We start from the raw sequence: 17,377 nt of genomic DNA, 5'->3' as shown, positions 1-17,377 counted from the left end.
ATGAGAGTCCAAGGGAACTAATGGCCAAGTGGGACCCATTAACCTTTAACCAGTTTACCAAGACCCAATGTCCTACGCATGTAGTGAACGTATTGGAGGATCTAGTTAATTTCACCAGCCGCAACGCCGACATAGTGAGCTGGGGCCGTGGCGACGAGACCGGCATGGTTACCTTTAAGGCCCGTTCGGACGAAGGAATCCTGCCCCTTTTCAGCATGACCACCGATGGGCAAATCAAATTGTATACGAATTACTTGAGAGAAAGGCAGATAGCCAGGGAAATCCTGAGAGACTACCAGCTGAAAATGGAATCTACTTTTCTTCTCGATCTCGACCCTGAAATATACCCCCACGATGTCTATCACACCGTGGACGACCTGTTCCACACCCAGAACCAGGTCGAGAAATTCAAGAATGCTATCTTGGGAGTCACCGCCCGGCTGCACCAGTAGAGCAGCCGTGGTACCATTCCCAACTTGATGTCTCATTCGACGCCGGGCATGGCAACCGCCAGCTTTCCTCATCTCCATAGACAGCTCTCACATCGGTTCCTTGGCTTGGTTATAATCCTCGCCTTGACAATCGTGCGAGGCCAGGAAAGTCATGATAATGGTCCTGCAGCGCGAGCCACAGGGACCTTGACCGGTACTATTACTGATTTAGCCACTGCTCAGCCTCTTATCGGAGCTAATGTACTTGTAGAGGGCAGCAATTTTGGTGCAGCCACTGATGGCAGGGGACGCTATATGATTCCTCGTCTTCCGGTTGGCAGCTATACGGTACGGGTGGAGATGATCGGCTACCAACCACAGTCTCGGGCCAATGTCCATATCGTTCCCCAAAGGGAAACAGTGCTCAACTTTGCCCTGGAGGTTCAGGTTTTAAAGGGCAAAGAGGTAGTCGTTACCGGCCGCTTTTTTGAGAATGCCAGGGACGCGATTGTCAGTGCTCGCAGCGTAGATATTGAAGAGATCCGTTCCGATCCCGCCGGTGCTTATGACATCCAGCGAATGATGGAGGCTCTGCCGGCGGTCGTGCTGGGATCGGATCAGCATAATGAGATTGTCGTCCGTGGAGGCGGGATAGGCGAGAACCTTTTTATCATGGATCATCTGGAGATACCCAATCCCAACCATTTCGGGGAACCCGGGGCTTCCGGGGGGGCCATCAACCTCATCAATACTGATTTTATCGAGCGCATTGACTTCTATGCCGGGGCCTTCCCTGCCCGTTATGGTGAACGCCTGTCGTCGGTAATGGATATCACGCTCCGGGAAGGGAACCGGCAGCGTTTTCAATCCCAGCTGGAAATAAGCATGGCGGGATTCGGTGCCGTGGTGGAGGGGCCCTGGCTGGCTCAGCGGGGTTCGTATCTGGCGTCCTATCGTAAATCGTTCCTGGATTTCGTAATTCGCGATGTAGGCGTCACTGCCGTGCCTCACTTTATCAATTGGCAGGGCAAGGCGGTGGTGGACCTCTCACCAGTAAGTAAACTCATCTTGAATGCCTTAGGAGGCACTGACAGCATTGATCTGGAGGGTAGCACCGTCCCCCAAACCCGGGGCATCGATAATGTCATCGCCGACGGCGGTCAGCTCACTTACGGTGCCACCCTCAAGACGTTGTTGTCCAGAAACGGCTTTGGCCTGCTGTCGCTCAGTCATAGCCAATGGGCCATTAAATACAAGCTGTTCAACGATTTACCAGGTGGATATACCCAGGTCATTTACGACCTTGACGATGTGACCTCGGATCTCAGGCTTAAGGGCGACCTCAGCTACCGCCTATCACCATCACTGGAGATTGGTATCGGCTTGAACCATAAATGGAATGCTCTTGACCGAGATTCGTCGGTAGGGCCCGATACTTTGTGGATATATCGCTATGGAGTTGAGGATACGATCCAACCTCATATTGTAGATTCAATGGAGGAGTATCAAGAGCTCCTCGAAAATCCTGGTTTCATTATTGTTCGCGACAGCAACCCGCTGGAAGTTGAGCCGGGGTATGTGATTGATTCCCTCTATCACACCACGGGGCTTAGCCTGTACGGCCAGCTGAAGTGGCGTCCGACTTCCCGGTGGGAGCTGATCTTTGGGCTGCGGCACATCCGGGTTGCTGCCAATGATGCATCCGATTGGGCTCCCAGGCTCGGAGTGACCTATGCTCTGACCGACCGTACCAAGCTCAACCTTGCCTTTGGACGTCATTACCAGCTGCCTGCCTATTATCAGTTATTCCAGAGTGATACCGATCCTTGTCGGAACATGCGTACTGACCAGGTGGTATTGGGCCTGGAGCACCTTTTCGCCGACGATATGAGAGGGACCTTGGAAATTTACCGGAAGGCCTACCACAATTTAGTTCTGGAGGTGGCTGACACCACTGCTGATCCCCGCGACATTTTCGGTGGGTTCGTGAATGCTGGCGAGGGGTATGCGCAGGGATTGGAGCTGTTTTTCCAAAAGAAGTTCAGCCGCCACTGGTATGGTTCGTTCGCCTACAGCCGCTACATATCACTGGCCGAGGATCCCAGGAAGGGCTTCGAAGGGAGGACCTACCCCCGTAAATCGGATTTCCGGCACCTGCTGACGTTCATTGGGGGCTATAAAATCAAATTCATGGAGCGGGCTTCCTACCTCCGACTTAAGCAGGAATCGTGGTGGCCATGGGTGGCCTGGCTGCCTTTCCTGCCGGCCGATGAGCTGGAAATCAGTTTCCGCTACCGGCAGGTCGGTGGACGGCCTTATACACCCAAGGAATATTATCCTATCGTGCGCCGCTGGTACCAGCCGGTGGGGTGTGAACTCAACGGTGAGCGCCTGGAGCCTTACATGCGCTTCGATGTGATGATTCTGAGGCGCTTTTACTTCCGCAAAATGAACCTAGTGACCTTCATCGATATTCAGAATGTCTTTGACCGGGACAACCCCTGGGATATGATTTACTACCTGGATGGCACCAAGGAAGTCGCCCTGCAGTACCGCCAGTTCCCCGTCGGGGGCATTATTATGGAGCTGTAACTGTCAATCAGCATGGATGGGACACCATTTGGGTCCCGCCGGCAACTCCTTTCCAGGTCTGGAAATGTGGGGAACATAGCCGCAGCCGTGCCCTACGCTGGAAGGAATCGGGATATGGTTAATTTGTCGAAAGAATTTGCCTTACTTTAAAATGTCCTTAAAAATTTCCGTTACCTATGCTTCTCAGATGGCACAATCACATGCAATTTAAGGCTCTATGGGGTCAGGCTGCGTTAACAGCCTGTTACGCCCTTTTCCTGTTTGAGATTACTGAACTAGCAGGCTACAACTTACTTAGAATACTATTTGCCCTCGGGGCTTTTACAGCGTTCAGCATTTTCTTGCTGACCGTCGTTCGCAACAGCGTCATCCGATTGGTGGGATGCATAATCTTTGTCATTATTATTTGGGCCAATCTTCTTCACTTCCGCTACTTCGGTTCAACCATACAATTGGGATCTCTATATAATGTTGATTTCCTGCCCTATTTAGCAACTCAAATAATTTATTTACTGCGCATCAAAGACGTCCTTTTTATTGTCTTGTCAATTTTTATTGGATTCACGCTTAAATCGAATCTATTCGATAGCTTGTATATTGCAATAAGGGGTGGACTTTTCTTTCTTTCGGTTTATTTTTTGTGTGCTATTTTCCAGTTTTTCGCCGAGACTCAATCGCCATTAAGACTTTCACGAAAATACGGTCTAAATGAAAACCGGATTCAAATTTATAAAAACCTCCGCCTGCATAGTTCAGATCATGTTGGAAGTATCTTGCAGTTCGGCATCCTATGGACTTCTATAACAGATTTTATCAAACTCAGAGGCATTCCCGATGAAATTGAACCGGTTCCATTGGAAGATTATGCCTTTGATAAGGATCAAGCAATTTTTAAAAACATTGTTATCATTCAGGTTGAATCACTCGACAGGAATATCATCGGATTCGAGCATGATGGTCAGGCTGTCACTCCCTTTTTGAATCAACTATCAAAAAACCACTGCTGTTTTACTGACATTTATGCCCAACATTCTTCATCCGGTGGTACATCAGATGGTGATTTCTGCTTTTTAACCTCACAGTATCCACTTGGATATAAGGGATCTCTGGGTGCAATCGGGCTGGAACAATTGCCGAGTATCCCGCGCCTTTTGAACTACAATGGTTATACAACTTTGGTATTCCACGCACATAAGGGATCCCTTTATCACCGCAGTGAAGGTTTTAAAAAACTGGGATTTTCAAAACTATATTTTAGGGAACAATTTAATATCGTTAATCCAGACCGATGGCACACACTTAAAGACAAAGAATTTTTTAACCAAGTATATTATATCATTTAATCGATTCCCGATCCTTTCTTTGCCTTCCTTATAACTCTCAGTTCACATAGCCCTTTTGACTTGCTTAGTCCTGGAGATTATGCGGTATCTTTTAAACATAACTCTCCCCTTATCAGGAATTACCTTTCTTCGATAAATTATGTGGATTCCGCCCTTGAAATATTCTTAAGGAATATCCTGGCGAAATATCCGGATACAGTGTTTCTTATCTACGGCGATCATACATCCAACATCCGGCATGAGGACTATGCTGCTACGGTAGATCCATTGCTTCAACCTATTGCCGTTATCTACATTGATATGAAAACGCCGGTTACGAAACGCATTTCAAAACCGGGTTCGACGATCGATCTTGGGCCAACGCTATTTGACTTCCTGGGTTTCAAAAGCCCTAAGTTCCTGCAGGGACATTCGCTTGTATCTGATACGTTGGCAACAATCCCTGTACTTCTCAAAGATTCAAAATACTATGTTAATCCACTGGGAGAAATAGTGGAGGCCAAAAATGGTTACCCAGCCATAGATACCTTGGCACGAATCCAAAGATTTCTTCGATAGTAGGCGCCTTTGAAAAGACTAAAGCCGATCCAACGTGTATGCACTGCCTGCTGACCAAAACCGGGGTTTCCCTAGGTCTAATCGATAGACGGAAAGATTTTAATATCCAAACTCCTTTTGACCGAGATAACGCGTAGGATATGGTCAACTACATGGACGGCACCGAGGGAGTTGCCCTGCAGTACCGCCAGTTCCCCGTGGGCGGTATCATACTGGAATTATAGCCGCACCTGGCTGACGGCGTCCGGCCGTTGATTGACCGGGATCACATGAAAGCGTCATGTGTGACCTGGAACATACCTTCGGATATCGAATTCAGTTAATATTATAAATGAATGGAAGTCGGTCGGATGATCCTCCTCTTTCCTGATTATCAAACCTCTGAGCCCGAGGTCGGTAAGAGCCAACAGGATACTATAGCTGGCAGGTCTGTGGACCTCCGGATCTGGTTCCGCCGCAAGTTTATCCTGAAGTTGTCCCTCTTTTTCCTCTGTTTCGTGGGCGTCGGGCTGGTGTCACTCCTCCTGGATTCATAGCCCTGTCGACCAGCCGATCGGCTGCCATCTAATCACCAGCCCCGCGCCCCTCTCCTGGGGCGTTATTTTTTATGTGAAATTGGAGAGGTGTTTCAGGTTGTGGAAGACTGCGTCGCGCTGGCTGCTGGGTGCCAGAGAGCCAGCGCCAGCCCACCGATGATGGTGAGACCGCCAACGATTGTTGGAGCCCCGATACTTTCGCCCAGAATAAAGAGCGCCAGCAAGGCTGCTTCCACCGGCTCCAGCAGCCCGAACAGGGAGACCAGCGGTGCGCCCAGGTGATGAATGCCCCAATTGAAGATGGTGTGTCCCCCAACAGTGGGTAGCAGGATAAGAAGGACTAGAAACAGCCAGGGCTCGGGCGACAGCGGAAGGGGGGGGACCCGGAGAAAAAGTGTTGTAAGGAGCAGTACCACGGCGGCGGAGGTATAAGTGACTTCTACATGCAGCACGGTACTCAGTGACTTGCGGGCCTCCCGGCTCAGGAGCAAGTAGACGGCTGCGAATAGTCCTCCCGCCAGGGCCAGCATGTTGCCGACAGCTGCCCCCGTCCACGCACTGTCGGACGGGCCGATGCTGAGGTTCCGCCATTGGATGAAGACTACCCCGGTCAGGGCCACCAGGGCACCCAGGATCTGGTTCCGCGCCACTGGAATTCTCAAAATACCCAGGGAGATGACAATGATAAACATCGGATAGGTCGAAACGAAGAGGACCGAATTGGCCACTGTAGTATATCCCAGGGAAGTGATCCAGGTGGCGAAATGCAGGGCCAGGGCCACACCGGCCCAGACGGAGTAGCGGAATTGGCTCCAGGATACCCTCCGGCGGCCTCGCTCGCGCCAGAACCAGGGCAAGAAGATGAGCGCGGCTCCACCCACGCGAATGAACCCGATTGAGAGGGGGGATATCCCTGGCAGGAACCGAATCCAGATGGCCGCGGAAGAGGCCATGATTGATCCCAGCAGGACCAACCCGGCAGCCAGAGCCAGGGGCGTTTGCCTTTCAGAAATGGGGTGGGCTGTCATCAGGTAGGCCGAGGCATGAAATCAAAAGATAAATCTAGCCATGGGATGCGGGCTGGGACAGCTTGAATGTGTCTAATTAAAGGCCTATATTTCCTGTGCGATCCATCGAGATGGTACTTTTTAGGGAAATCGAATGAGACACCTTCTGCTTCTGCCTCTACTTTTGTTGCCCACCTGCTGGGAGACGGAGCCCCCGCCGGATATCATTGAGTATGGCGAGCCGTTTACCCTGGCCTGGGGAGAGAGCGGCGTGGTGGGAGAGGAAGGCCTCGAAGTCGAATTCCAGGATGTGCTAAATGACTCCCGCTGTCCACTGGACGTGGACTGTTTCTGGGAGGGCCGGGCGAGAATTCAGCTCTTGTTGGTTGATTCAGGCTGGGATTCAATCTATCTCGAGCCATTCATCTACGGGTATGTCTCAGGCAAAGACACCGCCGCGCACAAGAGTGTCTTTTCCGAGCGATACCGGGTCACTTTACTGCAGCTGGACCCGTATCCCTCTTCCGAAACCGGGCGGCTCCAACCCCGTGATTATACGGCGCTGCTCGCGGTCGCATTGAATCCCATCCCGCTGCAAAGCGATAGACTTAATCTATTCGCGCATGACCTCTTTGAGCAGTACTTCAACAACCCGATCGACGGATTTTTTATCGACAGCACTAGCATGGAGGCTGATACCCTGCGAATTGATGTGAGATACGGTGGTGGGTGCAAACAGCACGATTTTTACCTCTTCGGCTCCACCGCCTGGGAGGAAAAGGTACCCCCCGTGATGCCGGCAGTCATCATCCATGACGGCCACTGGGATTTGTGTAAGGCCTGGTTACATCGAAACCTCCGCTTCGACCTGTCTCCCATCCGGGAATGGCAGGGCAGCGGTGGGGCAGTGGTCATTCAGGTCAAGGATGCCCCGGACAGCGTGATTTATTATTATTAAGTCCTTCCGAGCCCGATCAATCCACCCTTTCAGTCCGCTTTTCCGCATAAATTTCACCTATGCCTGAGCTTCCTGAAGTGGAAACGGTGGTGCGCTACCTGCGCCCCCATCTGGCGGGGCGGACTATCACCAGCTTCCGTGCCCGCTGGCCCAAGGTAACGGCACCGCTGGCACCCGAGGTCTTTGCCCGGCAGGTGACAGGCCATACTATCCAGGCCGTCCATCGCAGAGGCAAGTATGTTCTTTTGGGCCTTGATAGCGGTTATGTCCACCTGCACCTGCGCATGACAGGCCGGTTAGCGGTAGCCCCTTCCGGCGAGACCGATGCCCAGCCCTATATCACGGCTGAGTTCGACCTATCCGGCGGGAGCCGGCTCACCTTCAGCGACATGCGCAAGTTCGGCCGGGTGGGTTATCTGGGAGATCTGGCGCCACTGGAAGCCGGGCTCGGACCGGAACCACTTTCCCCCAGGTTCACTCCCCGGCTATTTCATCGCATGCTGCAGGCTCGGCGCCGGCGCGTCAAGTCCCTTTTGCTGGATCAGGCCTTTATCGCCGGGCTGGGCAATATCTATGTGGATGAGGCCCTCTTTCTGGCGCGTATCCATCCTGAAATCCAGGCCCACAAGCTGACCTTTGCCCGGGTCAAAGCATTGCACCAGGCAATTCAAGCGGTTCTCAGGGCGAGCATCAATGAGGGCGGCACGACCATCATCAACTTTGGATACGGCACCAGTGGCCGGGGACGGTTCCGCGAAATGCTGCAAGTGTTCCGCCGGGAAGGGGAGCCCTGCCCCGTTTGCAATACGCCGGTGGTGAAAATCCGGGTCGCCCAGAGAGGGACCTATCTGTGTCCGACATGCCAGACCCACCCCGGCTAGCATTTGAACCACTGCCTGTCGCCGTCTGTCCGGATGCTGCCGGCTGCGGAGTACATTTTTTTACCGGCCCAGTGAGAGGCTTACTTGACTTTTTGCCTTCCCCTGCCCTAATCTCACCTTGATGTTCCGCCTAAAATCAATAATTATGATAATGGCAGTGGTTTTTTCCGCCTGTGCCACCCATCCTACCATTAGCCCGGTACCTCTGAAACGGGGCGAGACATACACAGGTTATTTCCTCAGCACCGAAAACATTTTGCCGGTCATTTTTTATCGCCGGGGATTGACCGATAGCTGGGATTTAGGCCTGCGGGTTGGGCTGCCGATATATGGTACGGGAATTGATATCAGCCGTCTGCTGGCGGACAAGAACAATCGCTCGGACGTCCTGAACCTGGCCTATAGTCTCAACCCGAACCATAATCTGGACTTTACTTATTACCGGGTATCCCGGAAAATCAAGGTTAGTGCTAATAAGGATCTTACCGTGCAACGGCTCAGGTATTATGGATTGCGCGCCATGGTCATCTTAAAAGGCATCAGCGGCCGGCACAGTACGCGCCTGGGAATCCTCGTTGGTGGAGCTCCCGCCATTAAGGGACCGGACCTGGAAAGCCTACCCCGTTTCTACCGGTTCCAGTGGGAAATTGGCTATTTTCACGATTTTGATTCCATGCCGATCCGGGCGATTTTCAACCCCCTGCCCTTCAATGAACAGCATGCGCTCTGGGATGAGAGGTTTGAGGACTATCCTCACTCAGTGAACAATCTCCCGAGTGAGCACTCAAGACTCACGGGTCTGTCTCTACGGATATCCTTTCCTCTCGGCAAATCTTCGTCCGGGGCGGCAGCCAAGGAGGGCGGTGCTTGAGGCCCTGGATTCTCCGATTCGTTTGTCTGGGTGGGTTACTCGTCTTTCTGTCTTGTCCGGCGGCTCTTCCTGATCTGCAACAAGCGCTGGTTCTCTACCGCCAGGGGCACCTTAATGAAGCCCGCCGGGATATGGTGTCCTACATTCGGGCTAAGCCCTTTAATCCTGAGACTGAGGAGGCGCGGCAGCATGTGCTTGTGATCCGGCGAATCAAGAGGATGGAAGCCCGGGCTGTAAAGCAATGGCTGGAAGGGGATACTCAGGGAGCCAAACGGACTATCGGAGTCCTGCGGGTCCTGCACCCGGTGTATGTGGATTCGGCTGAGGTTTTCCGGCTCATCGATTTCGACCGACCACCCGCCTGGTTAGCTGACACTACGAGAGCCGCCGCGCCGACTCGCTTCGATCCGTCCGATTCAACCTTCCAGGTGCTCCTGCCCTACGCCCGGGCGGTCCTTGATCGACAGGGAGAGGTGATTATCCTCCTGGCCCGGGAATGGGAGACCGCCAAATACCAGTGCAAAGATAGCCCGGTGCAGCGTTTTGCCACCTCCATTTCGAAGACCGGGATTCTGGAACCGGTTCGGGCGGTGAAATCGGCTCGTGAGGAATTGAGGGAAGCTGCTGGTGAAGCGAGTCCACTGAACATTGAGATTGACCATCTGTCCGAACAATTTGATGAATTCCTGTCCTTTATCACTTCTGACACCCTCCAACCGCCTCACTTGTTCGAATACGATTTTCAGGGGTACAAGCGGGAGCTGTTGCAGCAGATACTGGCCTTAAAGGCCCGTTTATTCCCTGTCGAAGCCGTCCCGGCAGCTGCCACTGACACTGCCGCAGTGACAGGCTCCTGACAGCCGGCGCTTTATCTGAAACTTTTACCTTTCACCTGCATAGAATGGCATGATTGCGCCCGGCGCTGGCCCGCGGGTGTTGGATTCAGTAGAATGCTTATCTTCAAACCAGGCAAAAAGGATGGGCAATGAATAAGCGACAGATTTGGATTTTTTCGATCTGCTTACTTTTACTGCTGGGTGCCGCCAATCTGACTGCGGCTCCATTGTCACCAGCCAAGGATGTTACGACTCAACAAATCAATGAAATGTTTGTGGCGGCCTCTTCCAAGGCCAATCCCAGCGTGGTCACAATACAATCCGAACGAGTAGTCCGGCGGCAGTTCCGATCTCCCTTTTTTGACTTCTGGGACTTTGACCTGGGCCCGGAGCGTGAATTTTCCAGTCAGGTGCTGGGTTCGGGCGTGATTATCGATGCCGCTCAGGGTTACATCGTTACCAATAATCACGTGATCGAAGAGGCTGAGAATATCACGGTGCGCCTGATTGACAAGCGGGAGGTACCAGCTGAGATCATCGGCACCGATCCCGCCAGTGATGTAGCCGTCATCAAGGTGGAAGCCGATGGCCTGCAGCAAGCCCAGCTGGGCAACTCAGATGAGCTGCGCATCGGCGAGTGGGTGCTGGCCATTGGCAGTCCCTTCCGGGAAGACCTGGACCATACCGTTACGGCTGGCATCGTCAGCGGCAAGGGTCGGAGTGCGGTACTGGCGTTCAGCGCCGACCGCTATGAAGACTTCATCCAGACTGACGCGGCCATCAATCCCGGCAACAGCGGTGGTGCCCTGGTGAATCTGCAGGGGGAGCTGGTCGGGATTAACACGGCCATCGCCACCAATGGATTCACCCGCTCCAACGTGGGGGTGGGATTCGCGATACCCATCAATCTGGTGATGCGGGTAGTGGGGGACCTGATTGAACACGGGAAGGTGACCCGCGCCTACCTGGGTGTGATAATTCAGGATGTAAACGCCTCCCTCGCCAAGGCCCTGGGTATGAAAAGCCCTGAGGGGGCTATAGTCAACCAGGTGCACAGCGATACCCCGGCGGAAAAGGCGGGGATTAAGGAGGGCGATGTCATTATCAAGGTGGACGATGTCGGCATCCGGGACAACTCGCACCTCCGGAACGTGATTTCATCCTCCCGGCCCGGTGACCAGCGCCGGATTACGGTGATTCGTGATGGCAAGGGAAAAACCATGATCGTGAAACTGGGTGAGCTCCCCCTTGAGGCGACGCTGGCCGCCAGGGATGAAGATCGGGAGGAAGAATCGGCGGCTCCCAACCGCACCGGCTTTTCGGTAACCGACCTGGACAGCCGTGAAGCACAGCGCTACGATATCCAGGCTGAGAATGGTGTGCTGGTGACCAGAATTGATCCCCGCAGTAAGGCGGCTAAGAGTGGCATCCGGCCGGGTGACGTGGTGGTGAGGGTCGGGGATAAGGAAATCAAAAATCTGCGCGATTATAAACAGGCTCTCAAGGCTTATAAGGAAGGAGATACGGTCCTCTTGCGGATTGTCAGGGGGGAGGTATTCCTGTTTGTCGGTCTGGAGCTGAGCTAGGTTCAGGTTGTCCGATCCGGTATTTTGGCGCCTGCGGCCTCAGGGCCGCAGGCGCCTTTCTGTATCATTCAAGGCACGTTGACATTGATCCGGGATGCAGGTAAATTTTTTAATGGAAAAGAATTACCAGCCTGTTGATTCCCGCATAGATTTCGTCAACCAGGAGCACGAGATGCTCCAATGGTGGGAAGAGCAGCACACCTTCCAGAAGCTGGTAGCCAAGAACAAGGGTAAGCCACGCTGGTCCTTCCTTGACGGCCCGATCACAGCCAATAATCCCATGGGTGTGCACCATGCCTGGGGCCGGGCTTATAAAGACATCTTCCAGCGTTACCACGCCATGCAGGGCCATGAGCTCCGCTACCAGAACGGCTTCGACTGCCAGGGCCTGTGGGTCGAGGTGGAAGTTGAGCGTGAGTTGGGCTTCAAGTCTAAGCGGGACATCGAAGCCTTCGGGGTGGAGAAATTCGTCAACCTCTGCAAGGAACGGGTGCGCAAATACGCCCGGGTCCAGACGGAGCAGTCTATCCGCCTGGGCTACTGGATGGACTGGGACAATTCCTATTATACCATGTCCGATGAGAACAATTATACCATCTGGGGTTTTCTCAAGCAGATTCACGAGCGGGGGTGGCTGCGTAAGGGTGAGGACTCCATGCCGTGGTGCCCGCGCTGCGGTACCGGCATCAGCCAGCACGAGATGACGGAGGGTTACAAGGAGATTGATGATAAGTCGGTCTACCTCCTTTTCCCGCTGGAGGGTCGCGATAAGGAGTACCTCGTCGTTTGGACCACCACCCCCTGGACGCTTTCCTCCAATGTGGCCGCTGCCGTGGCTGAGGGTCTGGACTATGTGGCCATCCGGTACGATGACCGCATCATCTACCTGCTCCCTGAGGCCATACCGCGCATTTTCGGCCGCAAGGCCGAGCCTGAGATTGTCTCCCACCTGAGGGGAACGGAGCTGGTGGGGTGGACCTACCGCGGTCCCTTTGATGAGTTCCCGGCCCAGTCAAAGGTGAAGCACCGGGTCGTTCCCTGGGAGGAAGTGAGCAGCGAGGAAGGCTCCGGCATTGTCCACATTGCCCCCGGCTGTGGTAAAGAAGACTTCGATCTGGCCCATCTCTATGATCTGGCGGTCATCGCCCCGCTGGACGAAAACGGGGTTTTCCTGAAAGGTTACGACTGGCTCTCAGGTCAACCCGTCGGGGAAGTGGCTGAGCCGATTATTGCCAACCTGAAGGAGAAGGGCATCCTGCTCAAGCAGGAACTCTATCGCCATCGCTATCCCCACTGCTGGCGCTGCCAGACCAAACTGGTCTTCCGGGTCGTGACTGAATGGTACATCACCATGGGTGAACTCAGGTACCAGATTATGGAGGTTGCCAGGCAGATACACTGGCTGCCGGCTTTTGGTCTGGACCGGGAACTGGACTGGCTGAACAACATGGCTGACTGGATGATCTCCAAGAAGCGCTACTGGGGACTGGCCCTGCCCATCTATGAGTGTGGGCAATGTGGTGCCGTGACCGTGGTCGGTTCCGAAGAGGAGCTTAAGGAGCGAGCCGTGGAGGGGTGGGCTCGGTTTGAGGGTCATTCGCCGCACCGCCCGTGGATTGATGAGGTGAAGATCGCTTGCTCCCGGTGTGCAGCTCCGGTGTTGCGCATTGAGGATGTAGGCAACCCCTGGCTGGATGCCGGTATTGTCCCCTTTTCCACTATGCACTACCACGACGATCGGGAATATTGGGAGCAGTGGTTCCCCGCCGACTTCATCACCGAGTCGTTCCCCGGTCAGTTCCGCAATTGGTTCTATAGCCTGCTGGCTATGAGCACCGTGCTGGAAAATCGACCGCCCTTTAAGAAAGTATTGGGGTATGCGCTCGTAAAGGACGAGCACGGTAAGGACATGCATAAGTCGGAGGGAAACGCCATCTGGTTCGATGACGCGGCGGAGAAGATGGGTGTCGATGTAATGCGCTGGATATACGCCGAACAGAACCCTGAACAGAACCTCCTGTTCGGCTACCACCACGCCGATGAGGTGCGCAGGCAACTGCTCACGCTGTGGAATTCGTATAGTTTCTTCGTGACCTATGCCTCTCTGGATCGTTTCAACCTAGCGAGAGATACCCCGCCCTACGAACTGCGGCCGGAGATTGACCGCTGGCTGATAGCCAAGACCCATCAACTGGTGAAAACAGCCCTTGAGGCCTACGAGGACTATCGCACCGACCGCCTGATGCGGGCCGCAGGCGGCTACCTGGAAGACCTCTCCAACTGGTATATTCGGCGCAACCGCCGCCGCTTCTGGAAGAGCGAGCACGATACTGATAAGCTGGCGGCCTACGCCACGCTCTATGAGGCGCTGGTCACTCTTGTCAAGCTGATGGCGCCGATCATTCCCTTTGTGACCGAAGCCATCTACCGCAACCTGGTCTGCGCCATCAATCCCGCGGCTCCGGAAAGTATCCACCTCTGCGATTTCCCCACATATCGGGCCGGGTTGATCGACGATGAGCTACTGCTTGAGATCGGGAGCGTCATCAATATCGTGGCATTGGGCCGTTCAGCCCGCAATAAGGCCAACATCAAGATCCGACAGCCTCTGAGCGAGATTGTGGTCAGCGGCGATGCCCCCGTGATAACAGTTGTCGAGAAGAACCGGGCTCAGCTCCTGGAGGAACTGAATATCAAGGACCTGCGTACCGATCTCCCCGTCGAGAGTTTTGTCCGTTACAGCATCCAGCCCAACCTGCCGGTCCTGGGTCCCCGGTTCGGTAAGGACCTGCCAAAGGTGCGGCAGGCGCTGGATGCTCTGCCGACCGGGGAAGCCCTGGCCAGGTGGCAGCGGCGGGAGCCGCTGGAGATCGAAATTGACGGCCGGACGATTAACCTGGAACCGGAAGACATCCTGGTTGATGAGGAAGGTGTCTCCCCTTATGTTGTGGCTACATCCAGGGATTTCGCTGTGGGGATTAATACTACCCTGACCGAGGAGCTGATCCAGGAGGGTATCGTGCGGGATCTGATTCGCCAGGTGCAAAACATGCGCAAGGAGGCGGACCTGAGGGTGGAGGAACGGATTCTGGTGGGTATTTCTGGTGATAGCAAGGTGGCAGAATCGCTCAAGCGGTTTCAAGACTATTTTCTGGCGGAAGTCCTGGGAACGCAGTTATTGCCAAAGCTGGATAACCCTGAGCATCAAAAAATTATTAATTTAGGTACCGCGAAAGTGAGCATTCACATCGCCCGTGCATAATTATAGGGATCTATAATGGCGACCAAAACGAAATGGTCAAAGAAGGAGCTGGAATACTTCCGAAATCGCATTCTGGAAAAGCGGCGTACGCTGCTGACGGAGATGGGGGAGCTGGAGGAAAACACCCATATCGCCAATGAGTCGGCCAGTACCAGTGACTCTACTTATGCCTATCATATGGCGGATGTGGGCACCGATCACGCCGAACGGGAGAAGGCCTACTACTGGCTGGCTCGGGAGAACAATTACCTTAGATATCTGGACCGGGCGCTGCAGATGATTGAAGATGGCACCTTTGGGATTTGTCAGACCTGTGGCGACTTGATTAGTAAAGAGCGTTTAGAAGAAGTACCTCACACCACCAGCTGCTTTTCTTGCAAGACCAGCGCGAGTAAGGCCACCAACTGAACTGCATGCGGGCCCTGTTGTACGCCGCATTGGTTGTGGTGCTTGATCAGATCACCAAGTATCTGGTGCGCCACAACCTTGATCTTCATTCAACCGTCCAGATTCTGGGAGATTTTTTCCGCCTTACCTATGTTGAAAACAGCGGCATTGCCTTTGGCATTAAGGTTGGAGGCGCCCTGCCGCTATTCACGATATTCTCAATCCTGGCGACGATTCTGATTCTCTACTATTTCTTTCGCGAGCGGACAAATCATGTGCTGATACGCCTTTCCTTATCGCTGGTCCTGGGCGGGGCGGTTGGGAACCTTATCGACCGGATCGTCTTTGGCCGGGTAGCGGATTTCCTGGATTTCGGTGTTGGTCAATATCGTTTTTTCGTGTTCAATGTTGCCGATAGTGCGGTAACGATTGGTGTGATCCTCTTCTTGCTGCTGACAACCTTTGTCCTTCCCCGCCAGAAAGAGGCGGTGGGTGAAAATGCGTGAGATAGAGCGCTCGGCCCGGCTTACAGTCGATGCTCCCTGGCCCCGATTGGACCGTTTCCTGGCCGCCAGGCTGGAGGGCCTCAGCCGGACCCGCCTCCAGTCCCTGATCAAGGCCGGCATGGTACAGGTTGATGGTGAGATTGTCTGCAAAGCGCGGGAGCCGTTGCGGGGCGGGGAGCTGATTCAGATTGATATTCCAGCTCCCGCTGAGCCGACGCACCTGGAACCGGAAGATATTCCCCTTGATATTCTGTACGAAGACAATCAGATCATTGTTTTGAATAAACCGGCGGGCCTGGTCACCCACCCCGGCAGCGGCGTATACCATGGCACGCTGGTGAACGGTCTGGTGGCGCGATTCGAGCGGCTGTCCGGGAGGAATGGCTGGTTTAAGCCCGGGATCGTCCACCGGTTGGACAAGGGCACCTCGGGGGTAATGGTTGTAGCCCGAAACGACACCGCCCATCTGCATCTGGCCCGACAGTTTGAACGACGGGAGGTTCAGAAGACCTATCTGGCCCTGGTTTGGGGAACCCCGCCTGAGACCGGCAAAGTAGAGGCCAATTTGACTCGCAACCCACGCAATCGCCTGGTGTTCAGGGCGAGCAGAATGCGGGGCCGCCCGGCGGTGACTACCTTTAAGGCGCTGGAACTATTTCATGGGTTTACGCTGCTGGAGGTTCGTCCCTATACCGGTCGTACCCACCAGATTCGGGTTCACCTGACTCACCTGGGGTATCCCATTTTCGGCGACCGGTCGTACGGCGGAATGCGAGCGCCGGCCAGCATCGCCCCCGAACTGCGGAGCGTAGCCTCCCGACTTCAGGGAGTGTTGCACCGGCAAGCCCTTCATGCCTTCAAGTTAACCTTTGTCCACCCCACTACGAAGGAGACGGTCAGTTTCGAAGCCCCACTCGCTGATGACTTCAAGGCTGCCCTCATGATTTTACAACAGGAGCCTCGTGCCTGACGTAAAGACCGAACTGGATCACTGCACCCAAGATTTTCTGGACTATCTGGCTCAGGAGAGGCGGTATTCGCCCCTGACCATCAAGGCCTACTGGCGAGACCTGGAGGATTTTACCGGTTTTATGGCCGACTATGATGGGGAGCTTGCCTGGCATCCTGAACGCATTGACCGCCAGACTATCCGCCATTTTCTGGGCTATCTCAGAGAGCGGGGGCTGGGGGCTCGGTCGGTGGCGCGGAAGCTGGCGGCGCTCAAATCGTTTTTCAAGTATCTCAACCGGGCTGAGGTTATCTCCGTCAATCCGGCCGCTGATATCAGAACCCCAAAATTTCCCCGCTACCTGCCGGAATTTTTACGCGAAGACCAGGCCATACGGCTGGTGGAGCTGCCACCAGAGGATTCTCTCATGGGGCTCAGGGATCGGGCTATCCTGGAAACCTTTTATGCCACGGGTATCCGGTTAGCTGAACTGACCAGTCTAACGGTGGGGGATGTCTCCTTCACTCAGAATACGATGCGGGTGCTGGGGAAGGGTAACAAGGAGCGCGTAGTGGCTTTTGGCAGTGCTGCGGGCCAAGCTCTAGGCCGGTACCTGGAAGCCCGGCGGCAGCAGGGGGAAGCGGTTAACCCTGCCAGCCCCCTTTTCTGCGGGC

The 17,377-nt window shown here is 54.3% G+C and carries 14 protein-coding genes and 1 pseudogene; 14 read left to right on the top strand and 1 reads right to left on the bottom strand.

All coding sequences use genetic code 11. The features are described 5' to 3' along the window. The 4 genes and pseudogenes from ACETWG_08925 to ACETWG_08910 all read left to right on the top strand — a co-directional run. Positions 1-452 (top strand): hypothetical protein (locus ACETWG_08925; GenBank protein ID MFB0516714.1); only part of this gene is annotated, 452 nt, incomplete at its 5' end. A gap of 27 nt (positions 453-479) precedes the next feature. Continuing rightward, positions 480-3,023, top strand: coding sequence for a TonB-dependent receptor domain-containing protein (locus ACETWG_08920; protein MFB0516713.1), 2,544 nt, complete (start codon positions 480-482; stop codon positions 3,021-3,023). Positions 3,024-3,199: 176 nt separating this feature from the next. After that, a pseudogene (locus tag ACETWG_08915) lies at positions 3,200-4,924 on the top strand (LTA synthase family protein). A 350-nt stretch (positions 4,925-5,274) separates the two neighbouring features. Beyond that, positions 5,275-5,460 carry a hypothetical protein gene (locus tag ACETWG_08910; protein MFB0516712.1) on the top strand — a complete coding sequence of 62 codons (186 nt, stop codon included), beginning with the start codon at positions 5,275-5,277 and terminating at the stop codon, positions 5,458-5,460. Between the two features lie 92 nt (positions 5,461-5,552). Here ACETWG_08910 and ACETWG_08905 read toward each other — a convergent pair whose 3' ends face one another. Beyond that, positions 5,553-6,488, bottom strand: coding sequence for a DMT family transporter (locus ACETWG_08905; GenBank protein MFB0516711.1), 936 nt, complete (start codon positions 6,486-6,488; stop codon positions 5,553-5,555). 133 nt (positions 6,489-6,621) lie between these two features. Here ACETWG_08905 and ACETWG_08900 point away from each other — a divergent pair, with 133 nt between their 5' ends. From ACETWG_08900 to ACETWG_08855, 10 genes are all read left to right on the top strand, one after another. Next, positions 6,622-7,425, top strand: coding sequence for a hypothetical protein (locus tag ACETWG_08900; protein MFB0516710.1), 804 nt, complete (start codon positions 6,622-6,624; stop codon positions 7,423-7,425). Positions 7,426-7,484: 59 nt separating this feature from the next. Then, positions 7,485-8,306, top strand: coding sequence for a bifunctional DNA-formamidopyrimidine glycosylase/DNA-(apurinic or apyrimidinic site) lyase (gene mutM / locus ACETWG_08895; GenBank protein ID MFB0516709.1), 822 nt, complete (start codon positions 7,485-7,487; stop codon positions 8,304-8,306). 151 nt (positions 8,307-8,457) lie between these two features. Beyond that, the gene (locus ACETWG_08890) at positions 8,458-9,177 is read left to right on the top strand and encodes a hypothetical protein (protein MFB0516708.1); all 720 of its coding nucleotides are present in this window, start codon (positions 8,458-8,460) and stop codon (positions 9,175-9,177) included. Then, the gene (locus ACETWG_08885; protein MFB0516707.1) at positions 9,174-10,034 is read left to right on the top strand and encodes a hypothetical protein; all 861 of its coding nucleotides are present in this window, start codon (positions 9,174-9,176) and stop codon (positions 10,032-10,034) included. The genes ACETWG_08890 and ACETWG_08885 overlap by 4 nt, the downstream gene beginning before the upstream one ends. A 128-nt stretch (positions 10,035-10,162) precedes the next feature. Continuing rightward, on the top strand, positions 10,163-11,599 hold the full coding sequence (locus ACETWG_08880) for a Do family serine endopeptidase (GenBank protein ID MFB0516706.1): 1,437 nt from the start codon (positions 10,163-10,165) through the stop codon (positions 11,597-11,599). Between the two features lie 112 nt (positions 11,600-11,711). Beyond that, complete coding sequence (ileS, locus tag ACETWG_08875; GenBank protein ID MFB0516705.1) at positions 11,712-14,861, top strand: isoleucine--tRNA ligase; 3,150 nt, start codon at positions 11,712-11,714, stop codon at positions 14,859-14,861. A gap of 15 nt (positions 14,862-14,876) precedes the next feature. After that, on the top strand, positions 14,877-15,269 hold the full coding sequence (locus ACETWG_08870) for a TraR/DksA family transcriptional regulator (protein MFB0516704.1): 393 nt from the start codon (positions 14,877-14,879) through the stop codon (positions 15,267-15,269). 5 nt (positions 15,270-15,274) lie between these two features. Then, a complete protein-coding gene (gene lspA / locus ACETWG_08865; GenBank protein ID MFB0516703.1) occupies positions 15,275-15,754 on the top strand; it encodes a signal peptidase II in 480 nt (159 codons plus the stop codon). After that, complete coding sequence (locus ACETWG_08860) at positions 15,747-16,724, top strand: RluA family pseudouridine synthase (protein MFB0516702.1); 978 nt, start codon at positions 15,747-15,749, stop codon at positions 16,722-16,724. Before lspA ends, ACETWG_08860 begins: the two co-directional genes overlap by 8 nt. Next, a partial coding sequence (locus ACETWG_08855; protein ID MFB0516701.1) for a site-specific integrase occupies positions 16,717-17,377 on the top strand: 661 nt, incomplete at its 3' end. The genes ACETWG_08860 and ACETWG_08855, both read left to right, overlap by 8 nt.

The sequence above is a fragment of the Candidatus Neomarinimicrobiota bacterium genome (genome assembly GCA_041862535.1).
Lineage (GTDB): Bacteria > Fidelibacterota > Marinisomatia > SCGC-AAA003-L08 > TS1B11.
This window is presented reverse-complemented; position numbering and strand designations above follow the sequence as displayed.

Coding starts and splice junctions, on each gene's coding strand:
- ACETWG_08910 (MFB0516712.1), top strand. CDS start 5,275: ATGATCCTCCTCTTTCCTGATTATCAAACCTCTGAGCCCGAGGTCGGT.
- mutM (MFB0516709.1), top strand. CDS start 7,485: ATGCCTGAGCTTCCTGAAGTGGAAACGGTGGTGCGCTACCTGCGCCCC.
- ACETWG_08880 (MFB0516706.1), top strand. CDS start 10,163: ATGAATAAGCGACAGATTTGGATTTTTTCGATCTGCTTACTTTTACTG.
- ACETWG_08860 (MFB0516702.1), top strand. CDS start 15,747: ATGCGTGAGATAGAGCGCTCGGCCCGGCTTACAGTCGATGCTCCCTGG.
- ACETWG_08890 (MFB0516708.1), top strand. CDS start 8,458: ATGGCAGTGGTTTTTTCCGCCTGTGCCACCCATCCTACCATTAGCCCG.
- ileS (MFB0516705.1), top strand. CDS start 11,712: ATGGAAAAGAATTACCAGCCTGTTGATTCCCGCATAGATTTCGTCAAC.
- lspA (MFB0516703.1), top strand. CDS start 15,275: ATGCGGGCCCTGTTGTACGCCGCATTGGTTGTGGTGCTTGATCAGATC.
- ACETWG_08905 (MFB0516711.1), bottom strand. CDS start 6,488: ATGACAGCCCACCCCATTTCTGAAAGGCAAACGCCCCTGGCTCTGGCT.
- ACETWG_08870 (MFB0516704.1), top strand. CDS start 14,877: ATGGCGACCAAAACGAAATGGTCAAAGAAGGAGCTGGAATACTTCCGA.
- ACETWG_08920 (MFB0516713.1), top strand. CDS start 480: ATGTCTCATTCGACGCCGGGCATGGCAACCGCCAGCTTTCCTCATCTC.
- ACETWG_08900 (MFB0516710.1), top strand. CDS start 6,622: ATGAGACACCTTCTGCTTCTGCCTCTACTTTTGTTGCCCACCTGCTGG.